The 21,747-nt window shown below is 72.4% G+C and carries 22 protein-coding genes; 8 read left to right on the top strand and 14 right to left on the bottom strand.

All coding sequences use genetic code 11. The features are described from left to right. Window positions 1-5 precede the first annotated feature (5 nt). The 5 genes from BLT76_RS19555 to BLT76_RS19535 are packed head-to-tail and all read right to left on the bottom strand — an operon-like array spanning window position 6 to window position 4,176. Complete coding sequence (locus tag BLT76_RS19555) at window positions 6-707, bottom strand: FAD-binding oxidoreductase (RefSeq protein ID WP_090859943.1); 702 nt, start codon at window positions 705-707, stop codon at window positions 6-8. Further along, window positions 704-1,321 carry a sulfite oxidase-like oxidoreductase gene (locus tag BLT76_RS19550; RefSeq protein WP_090859941.1) on the bottom strand — a complete coding sequence of 206 codons (618 nt, stop codon included), beginning with the start codon at window positions 1,319-1,321 and terminating at the stop codon, window positions 704-706. Before BLT76_RS19550 ends, BLT76_RS19555 begins: the two co-directional genes overlap by 4 nt. A 41-nt stretch (window positions 1,322-1,362) precedes the next feature. Continuing rightward, entirely contained in the window at window positions 1,363-2,841 is a 1,479-nt protein-coding gene (locus BLT76_RS19545) for a hybrid sensor histidine kinase/response regulator (protein ID WP_090859939.1), read from the bottom strand. Next, window positions 2,838-3,434, bottom strand: a complete 597-nt coding sequence (locus tag BLT76_RS19540) for a hypothetical protein (RefSeq protein ID WP_090859937.1) — start codon at window positions 3,432-3,434, stop codon at window positions 2,838-2,840. Before BLT76_RS19540 ends, BLT76_RS19545 begins: the two co-directional genes overlap by 4 nt. A 28-nt stretch (window positions 3,435-3,462) precedes the next feature. Further along, window positions 3,463-4,176, bottom strand: coding sequence for a hypothetical protein (locus BLT76_RS19535; protein ID WP_090859935.1), 714 nt, complete (start codon window positions 4,174-4,176; stop codon window positions 3,463-3,465). 193 nt (window positions 4,177-4,369) lie between these two features. On the opposite strand from BLT76_RS19535, the gene clpB reads away from it, so the two are divergent. The 3 genes from clpB (at window position 4,370) to BLT76_RS26205 (ending at window position 8,896) form a co-directional block, all read left to right on the top strand. Further along, window positions 4,370-6,967 (top strand): ATP-dependent chaperone ClpB, encoded by a 2,598-nt coding sequence (gene clpB, locus BLT76_RS19530; RefSeq protein WP_090859933.1) that lies wholly within the window; start codon window positions 4,370-4,372, stop codon window positions 6,965-6,967. Between the two features lie 111 nt (window positions 6,968-7,078). After that, entirely contained in the window at window positions 7,079-8,188 is a 1,110-nt protein-coding gene (locus tag BLT76_RS19525) for a hypothetical protein (RefSeq protein WP_090859932.1), read from the top strand. Between the two features lie 3 nt (window positions 8,189-8,191). Then, window positions 8,192-8,896 (top strand): SUR7/PalI family protein, encoded by a 705-nt coding sequence (locus BLT76_RS26205; RefSeq protein ID WP_090859930.1) that lies wholly within the window; start codon window positions 8,192-8,194, stop codon window positions 8,894-8,896. Window positions 8,897-8,898: 2 nt separating this feature from the next. Here BLT76_RS26205 and BLT76_RS19515 read toward each other — a convergent pair whose 3' ends face one another. Then, window positions 8,899-10,062 (bottom strand): pyridoxal phosphate-dependent aminotransferase, encoded by a 1,164-nt coding sequence (locus BLT76_RS19515; protein ID WP_090859928.1) that lies wholly within the window; start codon window positions 10,060-10,062, stop codon window positions 8,899-8,901. Between the two features lie 134 nt (window positions 10,063-10,196). Between BLT76_RS19515 and pyrE the strand changes: the two genes are divergently transcribed. Together pyrE and BLT76_RS19505 are read left to right on the top strand one after the other, a co-directional pair. After that, window positions 10,197-10,742, top strand: coding sequence for an orotate phosphoribosyltransferase (pyrE, locus tag BLT76_RS19510; RefSeq protein ID WP_090859925.1), 546 nt, complete (start codon window positions 10,197-10,199; stop codon window positions 10,740-10,742). Between the two features lie 29 nt (window positions 10,743-10,771). After that, window positions 10,772-11,413: a DedA family protein gene (locus BLT76_RS19505; protein ID WP_090859923.1), complete on the top strand. Its 642-nt coding sequence runs from the start codon at window positions 10,772-10,774 to the stop codon at window positions 11,411-11,413. A 4-nt stretch (window positions 11,414-11,417) separates the two neighbouring features. On the opposite strand, the gene BLT76_RS19500 is transcribed toward BLT76_RS19505, so the two are convergent. Next, window positions 11,418-12,164: a DedA family protein gene (locus tag BLT76_RS19500; protein ID WP_244509494.1), complete on the bottom strand. Its 747-nt coding sequence runs from the start codon at window positions 12,162-12,164 to the stop codon at window positions 11,418-11,420. Between the two features lie 116 nt (window positions 12,165-12,280). Between BLT76_RS19500 and BLT76_RS19495 the strand changes: the two genes are divergently transcribed. Next, window positions 12,281-12,931: a TrmH family RNA methyltransferase gene (locus BLT76_RS19495; protein ID WP_090859921.1), complete on the top strand. Its 651-nt coding sequence runs from the start codon at window positions 12,281-12,283 to the stop codon at window positions 12,929-12,931. 1 nt (window position 12,932) lies between these two features. Here BLT76_RS19495 and BLT76_RS19490 read toward each other — a convergent pair whose 3' ends face one another. From BLT76_RS19490 to BLT76_RS19475, 5 genes are all read right to left on the bottom strand, one after another. Then, window positions 12,933-13,676: a septum formation family protein gene (locus tag BLT76_RS19490; RefSeq protein ID WP_170867157.1), complete on the bottom strand. Its 744-nt coding sequence runs from the start codon at window positions 13,674-13,676 to the stop codon at window positions 12,933-12,935. Further along, window positions 13,673-14,395 carry a hypothetical protein gene (locus BLT76_RS25860; protein ID WP_170867156.1) on the bottom strand — a complete coding sequence of 241 codons (723 nt, stop codon included), beginning with the start codon at window positions 14,393-14,395 and terminating at the stop codon, window positions 13,673-13,675. Before BLT76_RS25860 ends, BLT76_RS19490 begins: the two co-directional genes overlap by 4 nt. Beyond that, window positions 14,392-15,123 carry a septum formation family protein gene (locus BLT76_RS19485; protein ID WP_090859919.1) on the bottom strand — a complete coding sequence of 244 codons (732 nt, stop codon included), beginning with the start codon at window positions 15,121-15,123 and terminating at the stop codon, window positions 14,392-14,394. The genes BLT76_RS25860 and BLT76_RS19485 overlap by 4 nt, the downstream gene beginning before the upstream one ends. Window positions 15,124-15,209: 86 nt before the next feature. After that, the gene (locus BLT76_RS19480; RefSeq protein WP_090859917.1) at window positions 15,210-16,190 is read right to left on the bottom strand and encodes an endonuclease/exonuclease/phosphatase family protein; all 981 of its coding nucleotides are present in this window, start codon (window positions 16,188-16,190) and stop codon (window positions 15,210-15,212) included. A gap of 61 nt (window positions 16,191-16,251) precedes the next feature. Beyond that, entirely contained in the window at window positions 16,252-16,734 is a 483-nt protein-coding gene (locus BLT76_RS19475) for a DUF2867 domain-containing protein (protein WP_090859915.1), read from the bottom strand. Between the two features lie 59 nt (window positions 16,735-16,793). Here BLT76_RS19475 and fbaA point away from each other — a divergent pair, with 59 nt between their 5' ends. After that, a complete protein-coding gene (fbaA, locus tag BLT76_RS19470; RefSeq protein WP_090859912.1) occupies window positions 16,794-17,825 on the top strand; it encodes a class II fructose-bisphosphate aldolase in 1,032 nt (343 codons plus the stop codon). A 47-nt stretch (window positions 17,826-17,872) separates the two neighbouring features. Here the strand turns inward: fbaA and BLT76_RS19465 are convergent, their stop codons facing one another. Continuing rightward, a complete protein-coding gene (locus tag BLT76_RS19465; protein ID WP_280139654.1) occupies window positions 17,873-19,372 on the bottom strand; it encodes a DHA2 family efflux MFS transporter permease subunit in 1,500 nt (499 codons plus the stop codon). Window positions 19,373-19,408: 36 nt separating this feature from the next. Between BLT76_RS19465 and BLT76_RS19460 the strand changes: the two genes are divergently transcribed. Beyond that, a complete protein-coding gene (locus tag BLT76_RS19460) occupies window positions 19,409-19,828 on the top strand; it encodes a DUF3151 domain-containing protein (protein WP_090859910.1) in 420 nt (139 codons plus the stop codon). 75 nt (window positions 19,829-19,903) lie between these two features. Here BLT76_RS19460 and lysS read toward each other — a convergent pair whose 3' ends face one another. After that, a complete protein-coding gene (lysS, locus tag BLT76_RS19455; protein WP_090859908.1) occupies window positions 19,904-21,625 on the bottom strand; it encodes a lysine--tRNA ligase in 1,722 nt (573 codons plus the stop codon). Window positions 21,626-21,747: the final 122 nt, after the last annotated feature.

The following is a 21,747-nucleotide window of genomic DNA, read 5'->3' as shown; positions in this document are numbered from 1 at the left end:
AACCATCACGACGTCGCGCCGAACTGCTCCACGCGGATCGTGTCGCTGCGGACACCCACCTCGCCGAGCAGGCGGGTGGCGAACGACGCGAAGCCGACCGAGCCGCAGACGTAGGCCCGCTCGACGCCCTCGGCCAGCGGCGCCAGCTCGTCGGGCCAGGGCGGGTGGGCGACGCGGTCGCCGAGGTTCTCGCGGGTGAGGGCGAGGAAGGCGCCGTACTTCTCGAGCTCGGCGGCGTAGGGCAGGTCGTCGTACGTGCGGCCGACGGCGACGACGCGCAGCGAGTCGGCGAGGCCGAGCCGCTTCGCGTACCGGGCCATCGAGACGGCGGGTACGACGCCCGAGCCGCCCACGACGCAGATCGCCGGCTGCTCGCCCGTCCAGGTGAACCAGCCGCCGATCGGCCCGCGCAGCTCGAACTCGTCCCCGACCTCGGCGACGTCGTGCATGAACCCGGACACCTCCCCGTCGGGGAGGCACTCGATCATCAGCTCCAGCAGCGGGTCGTGCGGGTCCGAGGCGATGGAGTAGGACCGCTGGGCGGTGTAACCGTCGGGGGCGCGCAGCCGCAGCACGTAGTGCTGGCCGGGCCAGTGGTCGACCCGGTCCTCGACGTGGAAGCGCAGCCGGACCAGTTTGTCGGACGGGCGCTGGACGTCGATCAGCCGCCCCGTCGTCCACCCGCCAGCGGGGGCGGAGGAACTCACGGATCGCCCTGGTAGCGCTGCTCCAGCCACGGGTCGCCCCGGTCGTGGTAGCCGTTCTGCTCCCAGAACCCGGGCCGGTCCTTGGCCATCAGCTCCAGCCGGGTCACCCACTTGGCCGACTTCCAGAAGTACAGGTGGGGGACCAGCAGCCGGGCCGGGCCGCCGTGCTCGATCGGCAGCGGCTTCCCGTCGTACTCCCACACGACCCAGGCCTTGCCGCCGGTGACGTCGGCGAGCGGAAGGTTCGTGGTGTAGCCGGTGGTCGAGTGCGCCATGACGTACGCCGCCTCGGGCTGCGGTCCGGCGGCCTCGAGGAGCGCGTCGACGCTGACCCCGGCGAAGGTCACGTCGAACTTCGACCAGGTCGTCACGCAGTGGATGTCGCCGAAGTACGACGACCCGGGCAGCGCGTGCAGCTCGCGCCAGGACCAGGTGCGGGGCGTGTCGACGAGACCGTCGACGGTCATCGTCCACTGCTCGGGGACGAGGTGCGGCGTGACCTCGGCGGTCAGCGTCGGCCAGCCCTGGCCGGTGTCGTACTGGCCGGGCGGCAGTCGGTCGGCGCGCTCGCCGCGGTCGCGGCGCTTGCCGATGAATCCACGGGTGACGGGCACGGCCCCATTCTGCCCGACGGGTGTGTCGGGGAGGTGACGCGTCAGCGCCCGACGGCCGCCCGCAGCCGGATGCTGAACACCGACCCGCCGTAGGGACCGGGGGCGTAGGACACGCTCCCGGACTGCGCCTCGGCGAGGGTCCGGACGACGTGCAGGCCGAGCCCGGTGCCGGTCGCGACGGTCCCGTGCGCCCGCGCGAACTCGCGGAACAGCTGGTCGCGGAACTCCTCCGGGACGCCGTCGCCCTGGTCGACGACGTCGAGGCGGACGTGGTCGCCGTCCGGGTGGATCCGGACGCTGTACGGCGGCTGCCCGTACTTGTGGGCGTTGCCGATCAGGTTGCTGAGCATCTGCTCCAGCCGCAGCGGGTCGGCGCGCACGGCGCGCAGGTCCTCGACGCTGACCGCGACGTCGTACCGGTCGGCGATCACCGCCTCGACGGCCGCGCGGGGGTCGACGGTCTGCAGGTCGATGCGCAGGGTGCCGCGCTGGATCTGGGCCGCGGTGAGCAGGTCGGCGGTGATGCTGTCGAGGATCCGGGCCTGCCGGGCGACCGACTCCATCAGCCGCTGCCGCTGCTCGGGGTCGAGCTCGGACGACGACCAGCCGATGGTCTCGGCGATGCCGCAGATCACCGAGACCGGGCCGCGGATCTCGTGGGCGGTGGTGGCGATGGCCCGGCGCAGCAGCCCGACGTCGTCGGAGGCGGAGTCGAGGTAGACCATCACCGACCAGCCGGTACGGCGGATCGTGGCCCGGGCGGTCCCGCCGTCGAGGCGCACCTCGAACGAGGCGTCCGAGTCGAGCCGGTGGAAGGCGACCAGGGTCGCGAGCTCGGCGGAGGCGAGGCTGAGCGGGGTGCCGGGTGCGGCCCGCTTGGCCAGCTGCCGCTGGGCCGTGGCGTTGGCGTAGACGATCCGGAACAACGGTTCGTCGGCGAGCTCGATGACGCCGTACGGCGCCATGCTGAGCGCCTCCCAGGCCGACACATGGGCGCCCTCCGCCTGCGCGCCGGCGGGCGCGGTGTCGGTCGGTCCGCTCTCGATCCGGGTCGCCTCCGGCGCGAACTGCGCGGACGGGGCGGCGGCCTCGGCCTCCGGGACGACGGCGAGCGTCGGCGGCACCTGCGGGTCGACGCCGATGGCGAGGTCGCGGACGTAGTCGAGGATCGTGGAGAGCGAGGTGCCCTTCTGGACGTAGCCGTCGGCGCCGGCGGCCAGGGCCCGGGCCGACATCTGGGTGGCGCCGAATCCGGAGAGCACCACGATGGTCGCCTTCGGGACCAGGCGCCGGATGCTCGGCAGCGCCTCCAGCCCGTCCATGACCGGCATCGACAGGTCGAGCAGCACCAGGTCGGGGCGGAGCTCGCGGACGACCTCGATGCCCTGACGGCCGTCGCCGGCCTCGGCGACGACGTCGAAGCCGCCGCGGGTGAGGGCGAAGCGGAGCAGCTCGCGCAGGTCCTCGGTGTCGTCGACGATGACGGTGCGCAGCGCCTTGGGACTCGGGACGGCGCTCACGGGACCGCCCTGTCGGTGGGCGGACCGGTGGGCGGGTCCTCGGGCTCGGTCATCGCCGGGGTGCTGCGTCGCAGGTCGACGTCGAACGGCGAGTTGCCGAGCAGGTCGGTGATGATCCGGCTCGCCGAGTCGATCGAGGTGGCGAGCGCCTCGCGGGCCTTGGCCGGCTGCTCGAGGTCGAGGGCCATCTTGGCGACCACCAGTCCCTGCAGGACGCTGTCGTTCAGCTCGAGGGCCTGCTGCTCGCGCAGCCGCAGGTCCTGGAAGAGCTGGGCACCCTCCATCAGCGAGGAGTAGGTGCGCCGCAGCGTCCAGTAGTAGACGCCGATCGCGGCGCCGAAGATGTCGGAGATCGCCATCGGCCAGGTCCAGGCGATCTTCATCGCCTCGCCGGCCGTGCCTCCCACCAGCATGTGGATCGTGTGGGCGCCGTGGTGGACCGCGCAGGAGAAGAAGATCGCGGCGGTCGCGCCGCCGAGGGGGTTGGTGCGCAGCTGGCCGCTGCGGGCCAGCGGGACCACGATCGAGATCGAGATCAACAGGTACGCGACCATGATGATGCCGTTGGCCACGAGGCCGATCTGCCAGCTCATCCCCGGGCCTCCGGTCCGTGTGGCGTGGTCATGAGGACGCTCCGCTGAAGGTCAGGACGAGCAGCGCGAAGGCCGAGCCGCCGAGGAGGACGAGGGCGGACGTGCTCCACGTCTGCCAGGGAGCCACGCGGTCCTCGGCGGGACCGCCGGCCAGCCGAGTCAGGCACGCCCCGACGACGAGCAGCTCCCAGGCGGCGCACGCGAGGTCCCAGGGCCCGAACGGCTCCACCCCGTGCACCCCCGGCACGCCGACGGTGCGCGAGGCCAGCCAGATCAGGAGCACCACGACGTTGCCGACGACGCCGAGGACGAGCAGCGGCGCGGTGCTGCGGCGCAGGACCAGCGCGGACCAGGCGAGCTGGGCGGTCGCGCAGAGCAGGAAGAAGCCGCCGGTGGCGAACCCCCCGGCCAGGTGGGCGGGGGCGACGGCCGCGTGCACGCCGGCGGCGGCCGCGCTCGCGACCACGGCGACCGGGAGGTCGCTCCGGGCGCCGCGCGCGGGCGAGACCGGGACCGGGCGGGGGCCGGGCGCGACGGTGGCCAGGGTCCCGGTCGCGATCCGGCTGCGCAGGTCGGCGACCCGGACCGCGTGCTCGTCGTACGCCGGGGCCGGGACGGGACGCAGCCGGGCGACCAGAGCCGGGGCCAGGAGCGCGCTGATGCCGACGAGCCCGCCCACGATCAGGCCGTAGTGGACCCCGTGGGCGAGTGCGCTCGCGCCCGTCACCAGCATCGCGCTCATCTCATTCCTTCCCCCTCGGGGTCGAGGGTAAGGAAGGGTGGGCCACCACGGGAAGAATCGCCCGAAATCCGCCAAACTTGAGCGGAACAGACTCAACTTGTGGTGCGTTGATCCCGGTGGCGGGGGAGACTGCCCCGCCGGAGCAATCGCGAGACCAGTCACCGACCCAGGCACAGACCAGGAGACGACGCACATGAGCCAGTTCGGCGCCGACAAGTTCACCACGCGCAGCCGCGAGGCGATCGAGGCCGCCCAGCTCGCCGCGACGACGGCGGGCAACTCCACCGTGGAGCCCATCCACCTGCTGGTGACCCTGCTGCTCCAGGAGGGCGGGACGACCGCCTCCCTGGTGACCAAGGCCGGGGCCGATCCCGCCGCGCTGGTCCGCGCGGCCGCCGCCCAGCGCGACACCCTGCCGAAGGCCAGCGGGTCGAGCGTGCAGACGCCCAAGGCGTCCCCGGCCCTGACCCGGGTGCTCGCCGGTGCGCTCGACCTGGCCAACGGCATGAACGACGAGTACGTCGCCACCGAGCACCTGTTCATCTCGCTGGCGACCGTCGAGAGCTCCGCCCAGAAGGTGCTGACCGACGCCGGCCTGGGCGCCGACGGCCTGCGCGAGAGCCTGAGCGCGGTGCGCGGCAACCGCCGCGTGACCAGCCAGGACGCGGAGTCGACGTACGAGGCGCTGGAGAAGTACTCCGTCGACCTGACCGCCTCCGCCGAGGAGGGTCGGCTCGACCCGGTCATCGGCCGCGACTCCGAGATCCGGCGCGTGATCCAGGTGCTGAGCCGGCGTACCAAGAACAACCCGGTCCTGATCGGCGAGCCCGGCGTCGGCAAGACGGCCGTCGTCGAGGGGCTCGCCCAGCGCGTGGTCGACGGCGACGTCCCCGACTCCCTGAAGGGCCGCCGGGTGCTCAGCCTCGACCTGGCCGCGATGGTGGCCGGCGCGAAGTACCGCGGCGAGTTCGAGGAGCGGCTCAAGTCGGTGCTCGACGAGATCAAGGAGGCCGAGGGGCAGGTCATCACCTTCATCGACGAGCTGCACACCGTCGTCGGCGCGGGCGCCGGCGGCGACTCGGCGATGGACGCCGGCAACATGCTCAAGCCGATGCTGGCCCGCGGCGAGCTGCACATGATCGGCGCGACCACCCTCGACGAGTACCGCGAGCGGATCGAGAAGGACCCGGCGCTGGAGCGCCGCTTCCAGCAGGTCTTCGTCGGCGAGCCCAGCGTCGAGGACACCATCCAGATCCTCCGCGGCATCCAGGAGAAGTACGAGGCCCACCACGGCGTGCGGATCACCGACGCCGCCCTGGTCGCCGCCGCCACCCTCTCCGACCGCTACATCACGGGCCGCCAGCTGCCCGACAAGGCCATCGACCTGGTCGACGAGGCCGCCTCGCGGCTGCGCATGGAGATCGAGTCCTCCCCGGAGGAGATCGACCAGCTCCGCCGCCAGGTCGAGCGGATGAAGATGGAGGAGTTCGCCCTGGGTCGCGAGAGCGACGCCGCCTCCCAGGCCCGGCTCGCCGACCTGCGCGCCGACCTCGCCGACAAGGAGGAGGAGCTGCGCGGCCTCGAGGCCCGCTGGGAGCGGGAGAAGTCCTCGCTCGAGGGCGAGGGCGAGCTGCGCCGCCAGCTCGACCAGCTGCGCATCGAGGCCGAGCGCCTGCAGCGCGACGGCGACTTCGAGAAGGCCAGCGAGCTGCTCTACGGCCGGATCCCCGAGCTCGAGGGGCGGATCACGAAGGCCTCCGACGCCGAGACCGTGGAGACCGACGAGGCGCCCCTGGTGGGCGAGGAGGTCGGCGCCCAGCAGGTCGCCGAGGTCGTCGAGGCCTGGACCGGCATCCCGACCGGCCGGATGCTCGAGGGCGAGACCGCCAAGCTGCTGAAGATGGAGGACGTGCTCGGCGAGCGGCTGATCGGCCAGCGGGCCGCGGTCACCGCCGTGAGCGACGCCGTACGACGCTCGCGCGCGGGCATCGCCGACCCGAACCGACCGACCGGCTCCTTCCTGTTCCTGGGCCCGACCGGCACCGGCAAGACCGAGCTGGCCAAGTCGCTGGCCGACTTCCTCTTCGACGACGAGCGGGCCATCGTCCGCATCGACATGAGCGAGTACTCCGAGAAGCACTCGGTGGCCCGCCTGGTCGGGGCCCCTCCCGGCTACGTCGGGTACGACGAGGGCGGCCAGCTCACCGAGGCGGTCCGCCGCCGGCCGTACTCCGTGGTCCTGCTCGACGAGGTGGAGAAGGCACACCCGGAGGTCTTCGACATCCTGCTGCAGGTGCTCGACGACGGCCGGCTGACCGACGGTCAGGGTCGCACGGTCGACTTCCGCAACACGATCCTGATCCTGACCAGCAACCTCGGCTCGCACTTCCTCGTCGACCCGCTGCTCGACCCCGAGGCCAAGCGCGCCTCGGTGATGTCGGTGGTCCGCTCGACCTTCAAGCCCGAGTTCCTCAACCGGCTCGACGAGGTCGTCACCTTCGATGCGCTGACGCCCGAGGAGCTGACCCACATCGTCGACCTGCAGCTGGCGCTGCTGGAGAAGCGGCTGGCGGTCCGCCGGATCACGATCACGGTCGCCGACGAGGCGAAGCGCTGGCTGGCCGAGACCGGCTACGACCCGGCGTACGGCGCCCGGCCGCTGCGCCGGCTGATCCAGACCTCGATCGGGGACGCGCTGGCCAAGCTGCTGATCGCCGGCGAGGTCGGCGACGGGGCCGCGGTCCACGTCGACGTCGCCGAGGGCGGCGGGCTGGTGCTCCGCGGGAGCTGATCGGGCTCACTCCGATCGTCGACGTGCCCGGGCAGGCCCGGGTCGCGCCTGCGCGCGGGCCCGGGGCCCACGCCTCTCGCCCGTGACCGGGCCTCTGGTGGAATGTGCGACATGAGCTCCCCGACCCGTCCCCGTCAGGCCACCTTCGCGGCGGGCCTGATCATCGGCGGATCGGTGCTGCTGGTGCTCTCCGCCTTCGACTCGCTCTCCGGCCTGCAGTCGCTGGAGATGCGGGACGCGGCCGAGGAGTTCCTCTCCCGGCCCTTCGGCGACGGTCTCGGCATCGACGTCGACGGCGTCCTGGGCCTGCTGCGGGTGCTGACGATGATCGCCGCCGCCACCGCCACGGCGATGGCGGTCCTGGGCGGCTACGTCCTCCAGCGCTCCCGCCCGGCCCGGTTGGCCCTCTCGGTGCTGGCGCCGGTGCTGGCCGTCACCGGACTGGTGTCCGGCGGGATCTTCGCGCCGGTGGTCACCGTCGCCGTCGTGATGCTCTGGCTCCAGCCCGCCCGCGACTGGTTCGACGGGATCGAGCGGCGCCCCGAGCCCGAGCGGGCGCCGGACCGGAAGCCGTCGGCCGTCTGGCCGCCGCCGACCCCGCCGACCCCGCCGGCCGGCCCGGCCGCTCCGCCGTCCTCGTCCGAGCCGCGGGCCTACCCCGGCTTCGGCGCCGCGCCCCAGCCCGGCTTTCCCCTGCAGGCGCCCCAGCCGGGTGCGCCCGCGTCGTACCCGACCTATGGGGCGCCCCAGCCCGGGCCGTACGGCGCTCCGCGGCCGTCCGCCTCCGCGCGGCCCCCGGCCGTTCTCTGGGCCTGCGTGGTGGCCTGGTCGTTCTCCGGCCTGGTCGCGGGCATGATGCTGATCACCGCCCTCGTCGTCGGCCTGGCGCCCGACCTGGTGCTCGAGGAGGTCCGCCGGCGGGACGCCAGCCTGGCCGACGACCTCACCGACGACCGGCTGGCCGCCACGGCCGTGGTCGCGGTGGTCCTGGTCCTGTGGAGCGTGGTTGCCGCGGTCTTCACCTGGTTCGCCTTCCGCCGGGCCCGCTGGGGCCAGGTCGCGCTGCTGGTCTCGGCCGGTCTCGCCGGGGCCTTCTGCCTGGTCGGCGTCGCGGTCGGCAGCTTCCCTCTCGTGCTCCCGATGGCCGGCTGCGTGGCCGCCTTCGCCCTGCTGATGCGGCCCGAGGTGCGCGCCTGGTACGCCGGGCGTGGAACGATCTGACCCATGAGCGACCAGCAGCCTCCCTGGGGCCCGCCACCCTCGGACAACCCGTACGGCCAGCAGCCGCCGGCCAACCCGTACGGCCAGCAACCCCCGGCCAACCCGTACGGCCAGCAGCCCCCGGCCAACCCGTACGGCCAGCAGCCGCCGGCCAACCCCTACGGCCAGCAGCCCCCGGCTGCGCCGTACGGCCAGTCCTACGGCGCGCCGTACGGCGGCCCGACCCGTGACCCCGACAAGCGTCCCGGCACCGTCACGGCGGCCGGGATCGTGACGATCGTGTTGTCCGCGCTGAGCCTGCTCCTCTACGCCGGCCTCGCCGTCGCCACCCTCGTGGCCCGCGACGACATGGTGGACGCGATCGAGGACGAGCTGAGCTCCAGCCAGCGCGAGAGTCTCTCCGGCGACGACCTGGCCACCTTCGTCACGGTCGTCTTCGTGATCTTCGCCGTGTGGTGCCTGATCGCCGTCCTGCTCGGCATCTTCTCGATGCGGCGCTCCAACGTGGCCCGGATCCTGCTGGTGGTCTCGTCGGTGATGACCGCCCTGGTCAGCCTGCTGGCGATCACCTCCGGGGTCAGCGCGCTGACGCTGATCGCCGGCGTCGCGGTGGTCGTGCTGCTCTTCACCGGTGGGGCCAACGACTGGTACGCCCGCCGCGGTCGGCAGCCGGAGCTGCCGACGGGCACCACCCAGCCCTGGGGCTGACGTCAGGCGCGGAGGTCGGCTGCGGCGAGGCGGCGAAGGCCCTCCTCGACCACGTCGGGCTCCTTGCAGAACGCCCAGCGGACCAGCTGGTCGCCGGCCGGACCGTCGTGGAAGACCTGGTGCGGGATCGCGACCACGCCGGCCCGCTCGGGCAGGGCCAGGCAGAAGGCCAGCCCGTCGGCCCAGCCCAGGGCGCTGATGTCGGTGGTCGCGAAGTAGGTGCCCTGCGGCACACGGACGTCGAGCCCCACCTCCGTCAGCCCGGCGCACAGCCGGTCGCGCCGCTCGCGCAGCGCGGCGGCCAGCTGCCGGGGGAAGCCGGGTGCCTCGTCGAGGGCGTGCGCGACGGCGGGCTGCAGCGGCGAGCCCGAGGTGAAGGTCAGCCACTGCTTGGCCGCCAGCACCGCCTGGACCAGCTCGCGCGGCCCGCTCGCCCAGCCGACCTTCCACCCGGTGAAGGAGTACGACTTCCCGGCGCTCGACAGGGTCAGGGTCCGTTCGGCCATGCCGGGAAGGGTCGAGATCGGCACGTGCTCGGCGTCGTACGTGAGGTGCTCGTAGACCTCGTCGGTGATGACCACCAGGTCGCGCTCGACGGCCAGGTCGGCGACCGCCTGCAGCTCGGCCCGGGTCAGCACGGTGCCGGTCGGGTTGTGCGGGCTGTTGAGCAGCACGAACTGGGTCCGGTCGGTGACCGCAGCCCGCAGCTCGTCGGGGTCGAGCCGGAAGTCGGGGGCCCGCAGGGTGACGGGGCGTCGTACGCCGCCGGCCATCTGGATCATCGCGACGTAGGAGTCGTAGTAGGGCTCCAGCACGATGATCTCGTCGCCCGGGTCGACCAGCCCCAGCAGCGCCGCGGCGATCCCCTCGGTCGCGCCCGTGGTCACCACCACCTCGATGTCCGGATCCAGCTCGATCCCGTAGTGCCGGTGCTGGTGCCGCGCCACCGCCTGCCGCAGCGCTGGCACCCCGAGCCCCGGCGCGTACTGGTTCTGCCCGCCCTCGAGGGCCCGCACCGCCTCCGCGATCACCGCCGGCGGCCCGTCCACGTCCGGGAACCCCTGCCCCAGGTTGACCGACCCCGTCCGCATCGCCAGCGCCGACATCTCCGAGAAGATCGTCGGCGCGATCCCGTGCAGGCGCTGGGCCAGTCGCTGCTGAGGCATGCGAGGGAGCGTACGCATCCCGGTGGTCGAGCAGGTCGCGCCAGCAACCGTGTCGAAACCCCTGCACCCGAGCGCCGACGTCGGGTGGGGGCTTCGCTGCTCACCCAGGGGAGGGCGTGCGCGATGATGGGGGCGTGACGACCGTGGACACCGACCTCGCCGCCGACATCGACGCCTGCTGCCGGCTGACCGGCACCTTCACGCTCCGCTCGGGGCAGGTGGCGTCGGAGTACTTCGACAAGTACCTCTTCGAGGCCGACCCGGCGCTCCTCTCGCGGGTCGCGCGGGAGATGGTGCAGCTGCTGCCGGCCGACACCGAGCTGCTCGGGGGGCTGGAGCTGGGCGGCGTGCCGATCGCGACGATGGTCAGCTACCTGACCGGCCACCCGGCGCTCTTCGTGCGCAAGCAGGCCAAGGAGTACGGCACCTGCAAGCTCGCCGAGGGGCCCGACGTGGCCGGCCGGCGGGTGACCCTGATCGAGGACGTGATCACCACCGGCGGCGCCGTACGCGACGCCACGCGCGCGCTGCGCGAGGCCGGCGCGATCGTGGAGGTCGTGGTCTGCGCGATCGACCGCAGCCCGGGCGACGAGAACCCGCTCGCCGACGTCGGCCTCGAGGTGCGCGCGGTCCTCACCAAGGCCCAGCTCGACGCCGCCCGCGCGACCGCGACCGGCTGAGGTTGGTGCCTGCCCCTACGGTCTGGGGCATGTACGCCGCGGCCGCCGAGGATCCCGACGACCTGACCGGGGTGGCCGGCTGGGCCGTCGACGTGATGGAGGGGCTGGGCGGTCCGGGTGCTGGCCTGCTCATCGCGCTGGAGAACCTCTTCCCGCCGCTGCCGAGCGAGATCATCCTGCCGCTCGCGGGCTTCGCGGCCAGCCGCGGCGGCTTCTCGCTGACCGGCGCGATCCTGTGGACCACGGCCGGGTCGGTCGTGGGCGCGCTGGTGCTCTACCTGCTGGGTCGCTCCCTCGGCCGCGACCGGGTGCTGGCGATGTGGCTGCGCCTGCCGCTGGTCGAGCAGCACGACTTCGAGCGCACCGAGGCCTGGTTCGGCCGGCACGGACGCAAGGCCGTGTTCTTCGGGCGGATGCTGCCGCTCTTCCGCAGCCTGATCTCGATCCCAGCCGGGGTCGACCGGATGCCGGTCGGGCAGTTCCTGCTGCTGACCACGGTCGGCAGCGCGATCTGGAACACGACGTTCGTGCTGGCCGGCTACCTGCTCGGCCACGAGTGGCACCGGGTCGAGCCCGTGGTGGGGTGGCTGCAGTGGGTGGTGATCGCTGCGGTGGTGCTGTTCGTCGGCCGGTGGCTGGTCAAGCGCCTGCGGCAGCGCCGTACGGCGTAGGACGTCAGCTCGCCTGGGTGTTGTCGAAGCCCGCGATGTCGAGGTCGGGGCGGCCGTCGCCGTCGTTGTCGTCGCCCCGGTGCCCGGAGGTACGGCGGTGCCGCACCCACTCGATCGCGAACGGCACGATCGTGAACGCGAGGATGGCGATCGTGACGTAGTCGATGTTCTCGCCGAGCCACGGGAACGCGGCGCCGAGGAAGTAGCCGAGCAGCGTGATGCTGACGACCCACAGCAGCGCGCCGATGGCGCTCCAGGCGAAGAACCGGCGCCGGTCCATGAGCGTGATGCCCGCGACGACGGTGATGTAGGTCCGCACGAACGGCACGAACCGGCCGCCGACGAGCGCCATCGACCCGTGCTTCTCGAAGAAGGCCGCGGTCTGGTCGAGGTACTTCTTCTTCAGGAACCGGCCGTCGCGCTCGTAGAGCGGTGGCCCGATCCGGCGGCCGATCTCGTAGCCGGCGACGTTGCCGAGGAAGGCGGCGAGCACCAGCATCAGCACCGCGAGCACCAGTTCCACGCCCTCGTGGTGGATGCCGAAGAGGTAGATCTGACCGCCGGCGATGAACAGGCCGAGGGCGAAGAGCAGCGTGTCGCCCGGCAGGAACGGGAAGAACAGGCCGCACTCGACGAACACGATGGCCAGGCTGATCCAGATGAAGTAGCTGCCGTACTCGTGCTGCAGCCACTCGGGGTCGAGCCACTTGATCCCGAGCAGCAGCGGAGTCAGGACCAGGCCGGAGATCACGGTCCTACGGTACCTGTGCGTGCACCGTGAGGAGAGCCGTCTTTAGTCTCTGGGACATGGGTCACGAACGGGAATACGACGCGGGTTCCGCGAATCAGCGGGCGCCGTACGACCCGATGCCGCACGGCCCGGCCGAGGTCGGCGTCGGGCCCTGGCCGGGGGAGTGGCCCACCGGCGAGCAGTACGACGAGCAGCTGCTCGCCGAGGGGGATCGGCGCAACGTCGTCGACCGCTACCGCTACTGGCGGCTCGAGGCGATCGTGGCCGACCTGGACACCCGCCGGCACGGCTTCCACGTGGCCATCGAGAACTGGCAGCACGACTTCAACATCGGGACCATCGTGCGGTCCGCGAACGCGTTCCTCGCCGCGGAGGTGCACATCGTCGGCAACCGCCGGTGGAACCGGCGCGGGGCGATGGTGACCGACCGCTACCAGCACGTCCGGCACCACCCGACGGTCGCGGACCTGGCGTCGTACCTGACCTCGTGCCACGACGGCGCCGGGGTCGCCCTGTGGGGCGTGGACAACCTGCCGGGCTCGCTGCACCTGGAGACCACCGAGGTGCCGGAGCGGGTCTGCTTCCTCTTCGGGCAGGAGGGGCCGGGGCTGTCGGAGGCGGCCCGGGAGGCCTGCGACGCGACCTTCTCGATCGCCCAGTTCGGCTCGACCCGTTCGATCAACGCCTCCGCCGCCGGCGCGATCGCCATGCACGCGTGGATCCGCCGCCACGCCGACCTCGGTGACGGGTCGGCGTGGCGGGGGTGAGCTACTTCCGGGTCTTCGCGAGGCAGATCAAGGCGTAGGTGTTCCGCTTCGTCGTCGACCGGGAGCCCCACAGCCACCGGTTCCCGTCGATGCGACGCGAGCAGACGCGCACCGCTGCCCGCTCCAGGCGCGCCTCCAGGACGTCACCCTTCCCGCGGGCCTTCGCGGAGAAGGAGTGGGTCACCCGCCAGGCGTGCCTCTTCGTGCAGACGGTCGTGAGGTACCGCTTGGTCGCGCACCGGGCGATCGAGTCTTCGGGGCGCGCCGTGGCCTTGGCCGGCCCGCCCTCGGGCAGCGGCTGAAGGCTGGTGCTGAGGGCGAGTGAGATCGAGCAGCTGACCCACCGAGCACCGTTCTTCCGCTGCGTCTTGGTCGGCCCCAGCCAGATCCCCTGGAGGACCGTGCGGTAGGAGCGGTGGTCGTCGAGGTCGTAGTAGGAGAGCCAGAACGGGTCGCAGATCCGCTTCACGGCTCGGCGGAACTTGGCGGGCTCGTCGTACCCGACCGAGGCCGGCAGCGTGCCCACCGCGCCCACGAGAAGCGTGTGTCGCGTGCTGCAGTCGACAGGCTTCTCGCGCGTCGACGACCCCCAGGCCTGTTCCTTGGTCAGGTCGTAGCAGTCGCCGACCGCAGGAGCGCCGTACAGCGGGTCCGGCTCGGCGGCCGTGGCCGGGGCCGTGCCGGTGACGAGCGAGCCGACGAGGGCGAGGCCGAGGAGCGCGGTGACCGCGCGGAACGGCCTCACTTCTTCGTCTTCTTCAGGCAGATGAGGATCACCTTGCTGGAGCTGTAGCGGTGGTAGTCCCAGCGACCGGTGCTGCCGACCTTGCGGGAGCAGATCCGCGGACCCCGGACGCCGAGCTTCTTGTCGACCGCCTTGTCGCTGCCCGCGGCCTTGACGTAGGCCGCGGTGGTGGCGCGGTACGCGTGCTTCTCGGCGCAGGTCACGTAGGTGCGGTCGGTGGCGCACTTGGCGACCGAGGCCGCCGGCTTCCGCTTCAGCTTCGGCAGCGTCGTGGGCAGGTCGTTGAGACCCTTGGTGTCGGCGACGCCGAGGTGGCACGACACCCAGCGCGCGCCCGCGTCCTGCTGGGCGGCGGTGGGGACGAAGAGGAACGTCGAGTAGAGCGTCAGTGCGTAGTGCAGGGGGCTCTTGCCGACGGCCTTCCGACGGGCGGCGGTGCACGGCGCGGCCGCGACGACCGCGTCGAAGTCGGCCAGGTCGACGGAGTCCGGGAGGACGGCGACCGCGGTGGTCGCCAGGGTGTGGTCGGCCGAGCAGGCGACGGCCGCCTCGGTGATCGTCGCCGCCTCGGACTGCTTCATCGTGATGTCGTGGCAGGAGTCGACCGCGGGAGCGCCGTACAGCGGGTCCGCGGCGGCGGCCGCCGGGGCGACGCCGGCCGCGAGCGAGCCGGCGAGGGCGAGGCCGAGGAGCGCGGTGACCGCGCGGAGCGGCCTCACTTCTTCGTCTTCTTGAAGCAGGTGAGGACGACCTTGCTGGGGGTGTGGCGGTAGTAGGCGTAGAAGCCGGTGCGGCCAGCGCGCTTCGCGCAGATCCGCGGGCCCTCCACGCCCAGGCGCTTCTCGACCGCCTTGTCGCTGCCCTTGGCCTTGACGTAGACCGCCGAGGTGGCGCGGTAGGTGTGCTTCTCGGCGCAGGTGACGTAGTCACGCTTGGTGGCGCACTTGGCCACCGACTTGGCCGGCTTCTTCGTCAGCTTCGGCAGCTTCGCCGGCAGGTCGTTGAGGCCCTTGGTGTCCCAGACGCCCAGGTGGCAGCTGTACCAGCGGGCGCCGGCCCCCTGCTGGGCGGCGGTGGGCAGGAAGGCGAACGAGGAGTAGAGGGTGAGCGAGCGCAGCAGCGGGTTCAGACCGATCGCCCGACGGCTCGCCGCGGTGCAGTCGATGTCGAGGTCGTCGGACGACAGGTCGGCGTTCGCGGGCAACGCGACGACGGCCGTGGTGACCAGGGTGTGGTCGGCGGTGCACGCGACCACGGGCGTCGTGAGCGTCTCGGCCTCGGCCTGCTTGATGGTCACGTCGTGGCACCAGCCGACGGCGGGCGCGCCGGTCAGCGCGTCGGCCGCCTGCGCGGAGGACGGGGCAGCGACGGCGAGGCCGGCCAGCACGAGGCCGGCGGCCATCGGCAGGCCGAGGAGGCGGGCCAGGGTGGGCGTGGTGGTACGCACGGGATGCTCCGGGGGGTGTCGTGGGATAGGCGGGCGACACCGTATGTCTCCGAGGACCCGTTCCGGAGCCGAATGCGGGAACTCGCTCAGTCCAGCGCGACCACCGCGAGCAGCGGCCGGTGGTCGGACCGGTAGCCGCCGAGCGCCTTCTGCCGCACGAAGGTGGCCGGGCCGCCACGCTTGAGCATCACGTAGTCGATGTAGCGACCGCTCTCGGGATTGGTCGGGGGTACGCCGCGGATGCCGAGCGAGGAGAACGAGGAGACCGCCACCGGGGTCAGCACGTCATGGACGAAGCCACGGGGCTTCTTGATCCGGTCGGCGACGTGGTCGAAGTTCAGGTCGCCGGTGACCACCGTGTAGCGGGCGGCGGAGTCCTGGACCATCGCGCGCAGGGTGCGCAGGTGCTTGCGGGCCTGACGGGTGTTGTGGTTGCGGTAGGGGACCCCGGGGCGACCGGAGTAGTAGGCCTCGGTGCGGTGGTTCACGTGGGTGTTGAGCACCCGCAGCTCGGCGCCCGAGCGCTTCTCCCGGAACAGGGCGCGGGTCGTGTAGCGCGCCGGGAAGCGGTAGTCCCAGCGGCCCGGTCGCCGGGTGACCCCGTCGATGCCGGGGTGCATGTGCGCGACCCTGGCCCGGCGGAGGTCGAGGTGCCGGGTCCGCCAGGCGATCGCGACCTCGCGGCTGTTCGTCCGGCGGTCGGACATCCAGAACCGCCAGCCCCGTGGCAGGCCGCGCAGCACCCCACGCAGACCGTCGGACTCCTGGAAGCCGATGACGTCGACGTGCCGGTTCGCGGTCAACCGGCGCAGGTCGGCGCGCAGCTCACGGTCGCTGAGCTTGCGATAGACGTTGAACGAGACGACCCCGAGCGTGCCGTGCCGGGCGTCGCCGTCGGACCGCTGGGCGCCGGTGCCGCGCCGGACCGCCCGGGTCGGCTCGATGGTCGTCCTCTCGTACTCGTCGCGCCGGTCGGCGGCCGCGGTGGCGCTCGGCGTCGGGGCGAGCAGCGCCCCCAGGAGGGCGGTGGTCAGGATCAGCAGGCGGTACGCCGGGGGTCGGTCCACGGGGTGTCCTCGGGTGGGTCGGCCAGGGGAAGGACGTCCGGTACCCCGTCGGCGGTCCGGCTCACGTCCCCCGTCGTACGTCGTCGAGCAGCCGGCGGTGCACCAGCTCGAGCAGCACCTCGCGGGCCGGCAGGTCCGCCACGAGGTAGGCGCGGCCCAGCAGCCCGGTCGGGGCGAAGGAGACCCGCTGAACCAGCAGGCTGCGTCCGTCGCCGAGTCCGGCGACCAGGCTCTCGAGCCGGACCTCGCCCGGCGCGCGGACCTCCGCGCGCAGCACCAGCCGCCGCGCGGCGTGGTCGGCCTCCTCGACCAGCCAGAAGCCGGCCCGATCGCCGGTCGACAGCACCGGCGTCCCCGGGGGGCGCCAGGGCCGGCCGGCCCCGCCGAGGGCCCGGTCGAGGGCTCTGCGGGCCACGAAGGGGGCGGCGTCGACGTACCACTGGGGGCGGTCGTGGCCGTTGGCGACGACGCGCCACACGTCGTTCGCGGACACCTCCAGCTCGGAGGACCGTGACGTGCCTGACAGCCCAGGACGACGACGCATGCTCCGAGCGTAGGACTAGGGTGATCGTTGATCGCCGTCGTCGCCCGAGGAGCCTGCTGATGCCCATCGCCACCCCCGAGAAGTACGCCGAGATGCTGGACGCCGCGAAGGGCAACGCCTACGCGTTCCCGGCGATCAACGTCTCCTCGTCGCAGACCCTCAACGCTGCCATCAAGGGCTTCGCCGACGCCGGCTCCGACGGCATCATCCAGGTCTCCACGGGTGGGGCCGAGTACTTCTCCGGCCAGGGCGTCAAGAGCATGGTCACCGGCTCCGCGGCGTTCGCCGCGTTCGCGGCCGAGGTCGCGAAGGCGTACCCGGTGAACATCGCGCTGCACACCGACCACTGTCCGAAGGACAAGCTCGACGACTTCGTCCGGCCGCTGCTCGACATCTCGATCGAGCGCGTTCAGCGCGGCGAGGCGCCGCTGTTCCAGTCGCACATGTGGGACGGCTCGGCCGTGCCGCTCGACGAGAACCTGGTCATCGCCGCCGAGCTCCTCGAGAAGAGCATCGCCGCCAAGATCATCCTCGAGATCGAGGTGGGCGTCGTCGGTGGCGAGGAGGACGGCGTCGAGCACGCCATCAACGACAAGCTCTACTCGACGACCGAGGACGCGATCGCGACGGCCAAGGCCCTCGGGTACGGCGACCGCGGCTACTACATGACCGCGCTGACCTTCGGCAACGTGCACGGCGTCTACAAGCCGGGCGGCGTCAAGCTGCGCCCGGAGGTGCTGAAGGAGGCCCAGGAGGCGGTCGTCGGCGAGTTCGGCCTGGAGCCGGGCAGCAAGCCGTTCCACCTCGTCTTCCACGGCGGCTCGGGCTCCTCGCCCGAGGAGATCGCCGCGGCCGTCGACTACGGCGTCGTGAAGATGAACGTCGACACCGACACCCAGTACGCCTTCACCCGGCCGATCGCGGGCCACATGCTCAGCAACTACGACGGCGTGCTGAAGGTCGACGGCGAGGTCGGCAACAAGAAGACCTACGACCCGCGCGCGTGGGGCAAGGCCGGCGAGAACGGCATGTCGGCCCGGGTCGTCGAGGCCTGCGAGAACCTGCGCTCGGCCGGCAAGAGCCTGCGCTGAGCACCGCCTGAGGCCGAGTCGGCGCGAGCTCGCGCCGACTCGGCGGGCTACTCGGCCGCGGCGGCCGGTGCGGGGGCCGCGGCCCCGAAGCCGGCGTGGCCGGGGCGCTCGAAGAAGAGCACCGCGACCAGGCCGATGACCAGCACCGCGGCGGGCAGCAGCGTCGAGGCCGCCATCGCGTCGGCGAACCCGTCGAGCGCGGCCTGAGGCAGTCCGCCGGTCGCGCTCTCGGCCGCGCCGGAGAACGACGGCAGCCCCTCTGCGGCCAGCCGCGCGTCGATCAGGACGGCGATCGCCGCGGAGCCGAGCACGGCCCCGACCTGGCGGGTGGCGTTGTAGACCCCCGAGCCCGCACCGGCCTGCTGGAGCGGGAGGTTGCGGGTGGCCGTGGCGGAGTTGGGTGCCCAGACGCAGGCGTTGCCGATGCCGAAGACCACCATCGGCGGCACCAGCCACAGCGTCGCCGCGCCGGACGCCATCACCGCGGCGATCCAGGCCGTGGAGCCGACGAGCAGCGTGAACCCGACGCCGGTGATCGACCGCGGGTGGACTCGGTCGGTGAGCCCGCCGACCGGCTTGGCCAGCGCGATGGTCATCACGGCCATCGGGACCAGCAGCAGCGCCGCGCGGGTCGGGCTCAGCCCGCGGACCACCTGGGCCCAGAGCATCAGCGGGATGGCCATGCTGGTGATCGCGAAGCCCATCACCGAGATGGCGACGTTGGCCAGCGAGAAGTTGCGGTCGCGGAAGAGGCCGAGCGGCACTAGTGGCTCGCGGGTGTTGCGGGCCTGCCAGGTGACGAACGCGCCGAGGACCACGACGCCCCCGACGATCATCGCGATCACCGTGCTGCTCCAGTCGAGGGAGTGGCCCTCCTGGATGCCGAAGACCAGCAGGAACATGCCGACGCCGCTGAGCGCGACGCCCAGCCAGTCGAAGCGGTGCCGGTTGGTCGGCAGCGTCGGGACCAGCCGCCAGGCCAGCGCGAAGCCGATGATCCCGACCGGGACGTTGATGAAGAAGATCCATTCCCAGCCGAGGCCGTCGACCAGCACCCCGCCCAGGATCGGGCCGACCAGCGTGGCGACGCCCGCGGTCGCGCCCCACAGCGACATCGCCTTGCCGCGGCGCTGGGCCGGGAAGATGCGGGTGATGATCGCCATCGTCTGCGGCGTGATCATCGAGGCTCCCAGGCCCTGCACCACCCGGGCCACGATCAGTCCCTCGATCGACTGGGTCAGCCCGCACCACAGCGACGCGAGCGTGAAGACGGTCAGCCCGACCAGGTAGAGCCGCTTGGGCCCGAAGCGGTCGCCGAGCCGCCCGGTGATCAGCACCGGCACGGCGTACGCCAGGAGGTAGGCGCTGGTCACCCACACCACCGAGTTCACGTCGGCGTCGAGGTCGGCGATGATCGCCGGCGTCGCGACGGAGACGATGGTCGAGTCGACCAGGATCATGAAGAAGCCGAGGCACAGCGCGAACAGCGCCGGCCAGGGGTCCTTCTCCTCCGTGGCGGGCGTTGTGGCGGGAGCGGGGTGGGTCACGGTCCTACTGAACACCACACCGTGGACACTGGGGTCATGAGCCACGTCGATCTGATGGCCGGACCTCCGCCCACAAACCTGCCCGTCGACCCCGCGAGCGCGGAGCTGACCGGTTCCGTCGAGCCCGTGGACGTCGTACGACGCCACCCCGAGTCGCCGCTCGCCTGGGCGACCCTCGCCGCCAAGGCCGCCGACGAGGGCCTCGACCCGGTGACCGTCTACGCCTACGCGCGGGTCGGCTACCACCGCAGCCTCGACCTGCTGCGCCGCAACGGCTGGAAGGGCCACGGCCCGGTGCCGTGGGAGCACGAGCCCAACCGCGGCTTCCTCAGCGCCCTGGCCCTGCTCGCCCTCTCCGCCAAGGCGATCGGGGAGACCGCCGAGTGGGAGCGCTGCTCGGAGTTCCTCCGCGACTCGAGTCCCACCGCGTACGACGAGCTGCTCGGCGGCGCCTGAGCGCCCCCCATGTAACGCGACGTTCGCCGCACTAGGTACGCGCTGCAGCGCGTACCCAGTGCGGCGAACGTCGCGTTACAGCTGCGGCGCCCGCAGCAGCGACCGGACCCGCTCCGAGCCCAGCGCGAGGAACAGCGTGGGCAGCCGCGGGCCGCGGTCGGCGTCGACCAGGAGGTTGTAGAGCAGCTTGAAGAAGGCCTTCTGATCGGCCTTGACCTGGTCCGTCGGGGCGTCGTCGAGACCGAGCCCGCGCGCCAGCTTGGGCACGCCGTAGATCAGCGCGGTCAGCTCGTCGGGGGAGGGAGTGTCGGGAAGCCGGTCGAGCAGCTGGGCCAGCCAGCGCTCCTCGTCCTCGTCGAGCGCAGCCAGCCGCTCGAGGTCCGGCGACGTCCGGACGGTCGTGCGCTCGGACTCGGGCACGAACTCGGTCGCCCAGGTCGCCGCCTTGACCAGCCGCGGCTCGAGGTCGCGGATCGAGTCGTGCGGGTGGCCGACCTCGCCGACGATCCGGCTGACCTGGTCGAGGTTGCCGGCGGTCACGTCGGCCACCGACGACAGCAGCCGGAAGGGCACGACGACGCGCGGCGTCGGCAGCACGCCCGCCGCGGCGGTCGACGACGCCCGCTCGAAGGCGAGCACGGTCGCGTCGCGCTTGTCGGGGTTCGCGGCCTTGCGGCCGAGCGCGTCCCACTCGTCGTACAGGCGCACGACCTCGGCGCCGAAGTCGATGTCGAAGGCCTGCTTGGGCTGCCGGCGCGCGTAGAGCCAGCGCAGGATCGGCGCCTCCAGGATCTGCAGCGCGTCGGAAGCGGTCGGCACGCCGCCCGAGGACGAGGACATCTTCTGCATGCCGGCGAAGCCCACGAACGCGTACGCGACGTACGACGGCGCCCGGAAGTCGAAGACCCGCTTCACCAGCTCCTTGCCGACCGTGTACGACGACCCCGGCGTGGAGTGGTCGAGCCCGCCCGGCTCGAAGTCGACGCCCTCGTAGGCCCAGCGCATCGGCCAGTCGACCTTCCACACCAGCTTGCCCTCGTGCTGGGTCGCGACGTTGGTGACGCCGGTGAACCCGCACGACGAGCAGGTGTAGGACAGGTCGGTCGTCTCGTCGTCCCAGGCGGTGACCTCGACGGTGTCGCGGCCGCACTCGCGGCAGTAGGGCTTGTAGGGGAAGCGGGCCAGGTCACCCGACCCGGCGGCCTCGTCGGCGTCGGCGACCGAGTCGGCGAGCGCCTCGGCCTCCTGGGCGTTCTCGGGCTCCGGGTCGGCCTTCTTGGTGCGGTGCTTGGCCAGCACGTCCTCGATGACGTCACGGTGCCGGATCGCGTGCAGGACCTGCTCGGTGTAGGCGCCGGCGCGGTACTGCTCGGTCTGCGAGATCTCCAGCATCTCCACGCCGAGCTCGGCGAGCGCCTCGCGGAGGGGGGCCTTGAAGTGCTCGGCCCACGACTCGTGGCACGCCCACGGATCCGGTACGGCGGACAGCGGCCGCCCGATGTGCTCGCTCCAGGACGGGTCGACGCCGGCGGGCACCTTGCGGAACCGGTCGTAGTCGTCCCAGCTGTGCAGGTGGCGTACGGCGATGCCGCGGCGCCCGATCTCCTCGGCCACCAGGTGCGGCGTCAGGAACTCGCGCAGGTTGCCGAGGTGGATCGGCCCCGACGGGCTCGCGCCGGACGCGCAGGTGATGACCCGGTCGGCGTCGCCGCCGCGCTCGCCGGCGTGCCGCACGGTGTCGTCGGCGGCGCGGGTCACCCAGTCGGTGGGCTCGCCCTGGTTGCTGCCTCGTGCCATGCCGCGAACGCTCCTGCTCGGTGGATGTCGGTCCGACCGGCCAGCGTAGTCGCCGCGGGGAAGGACGCCGGAACCGTCCCCTGTGGCGGTTCCGGCGCCCTTGCGGGACGTCGGTCGTCCGG

It is taken from the genome of Nocardioides lianchengensis (assembly GCF_900101465.1).
GTDB lineage: Bacteria > Actinomycetota > Actinomycetes > Propionibacteriales > Nocardioidaceae > Nocardioides > Nocardioides lianchengensis.
This window is presented reverse-complemented; position numbering and strand designations above follow the sequence as displayed.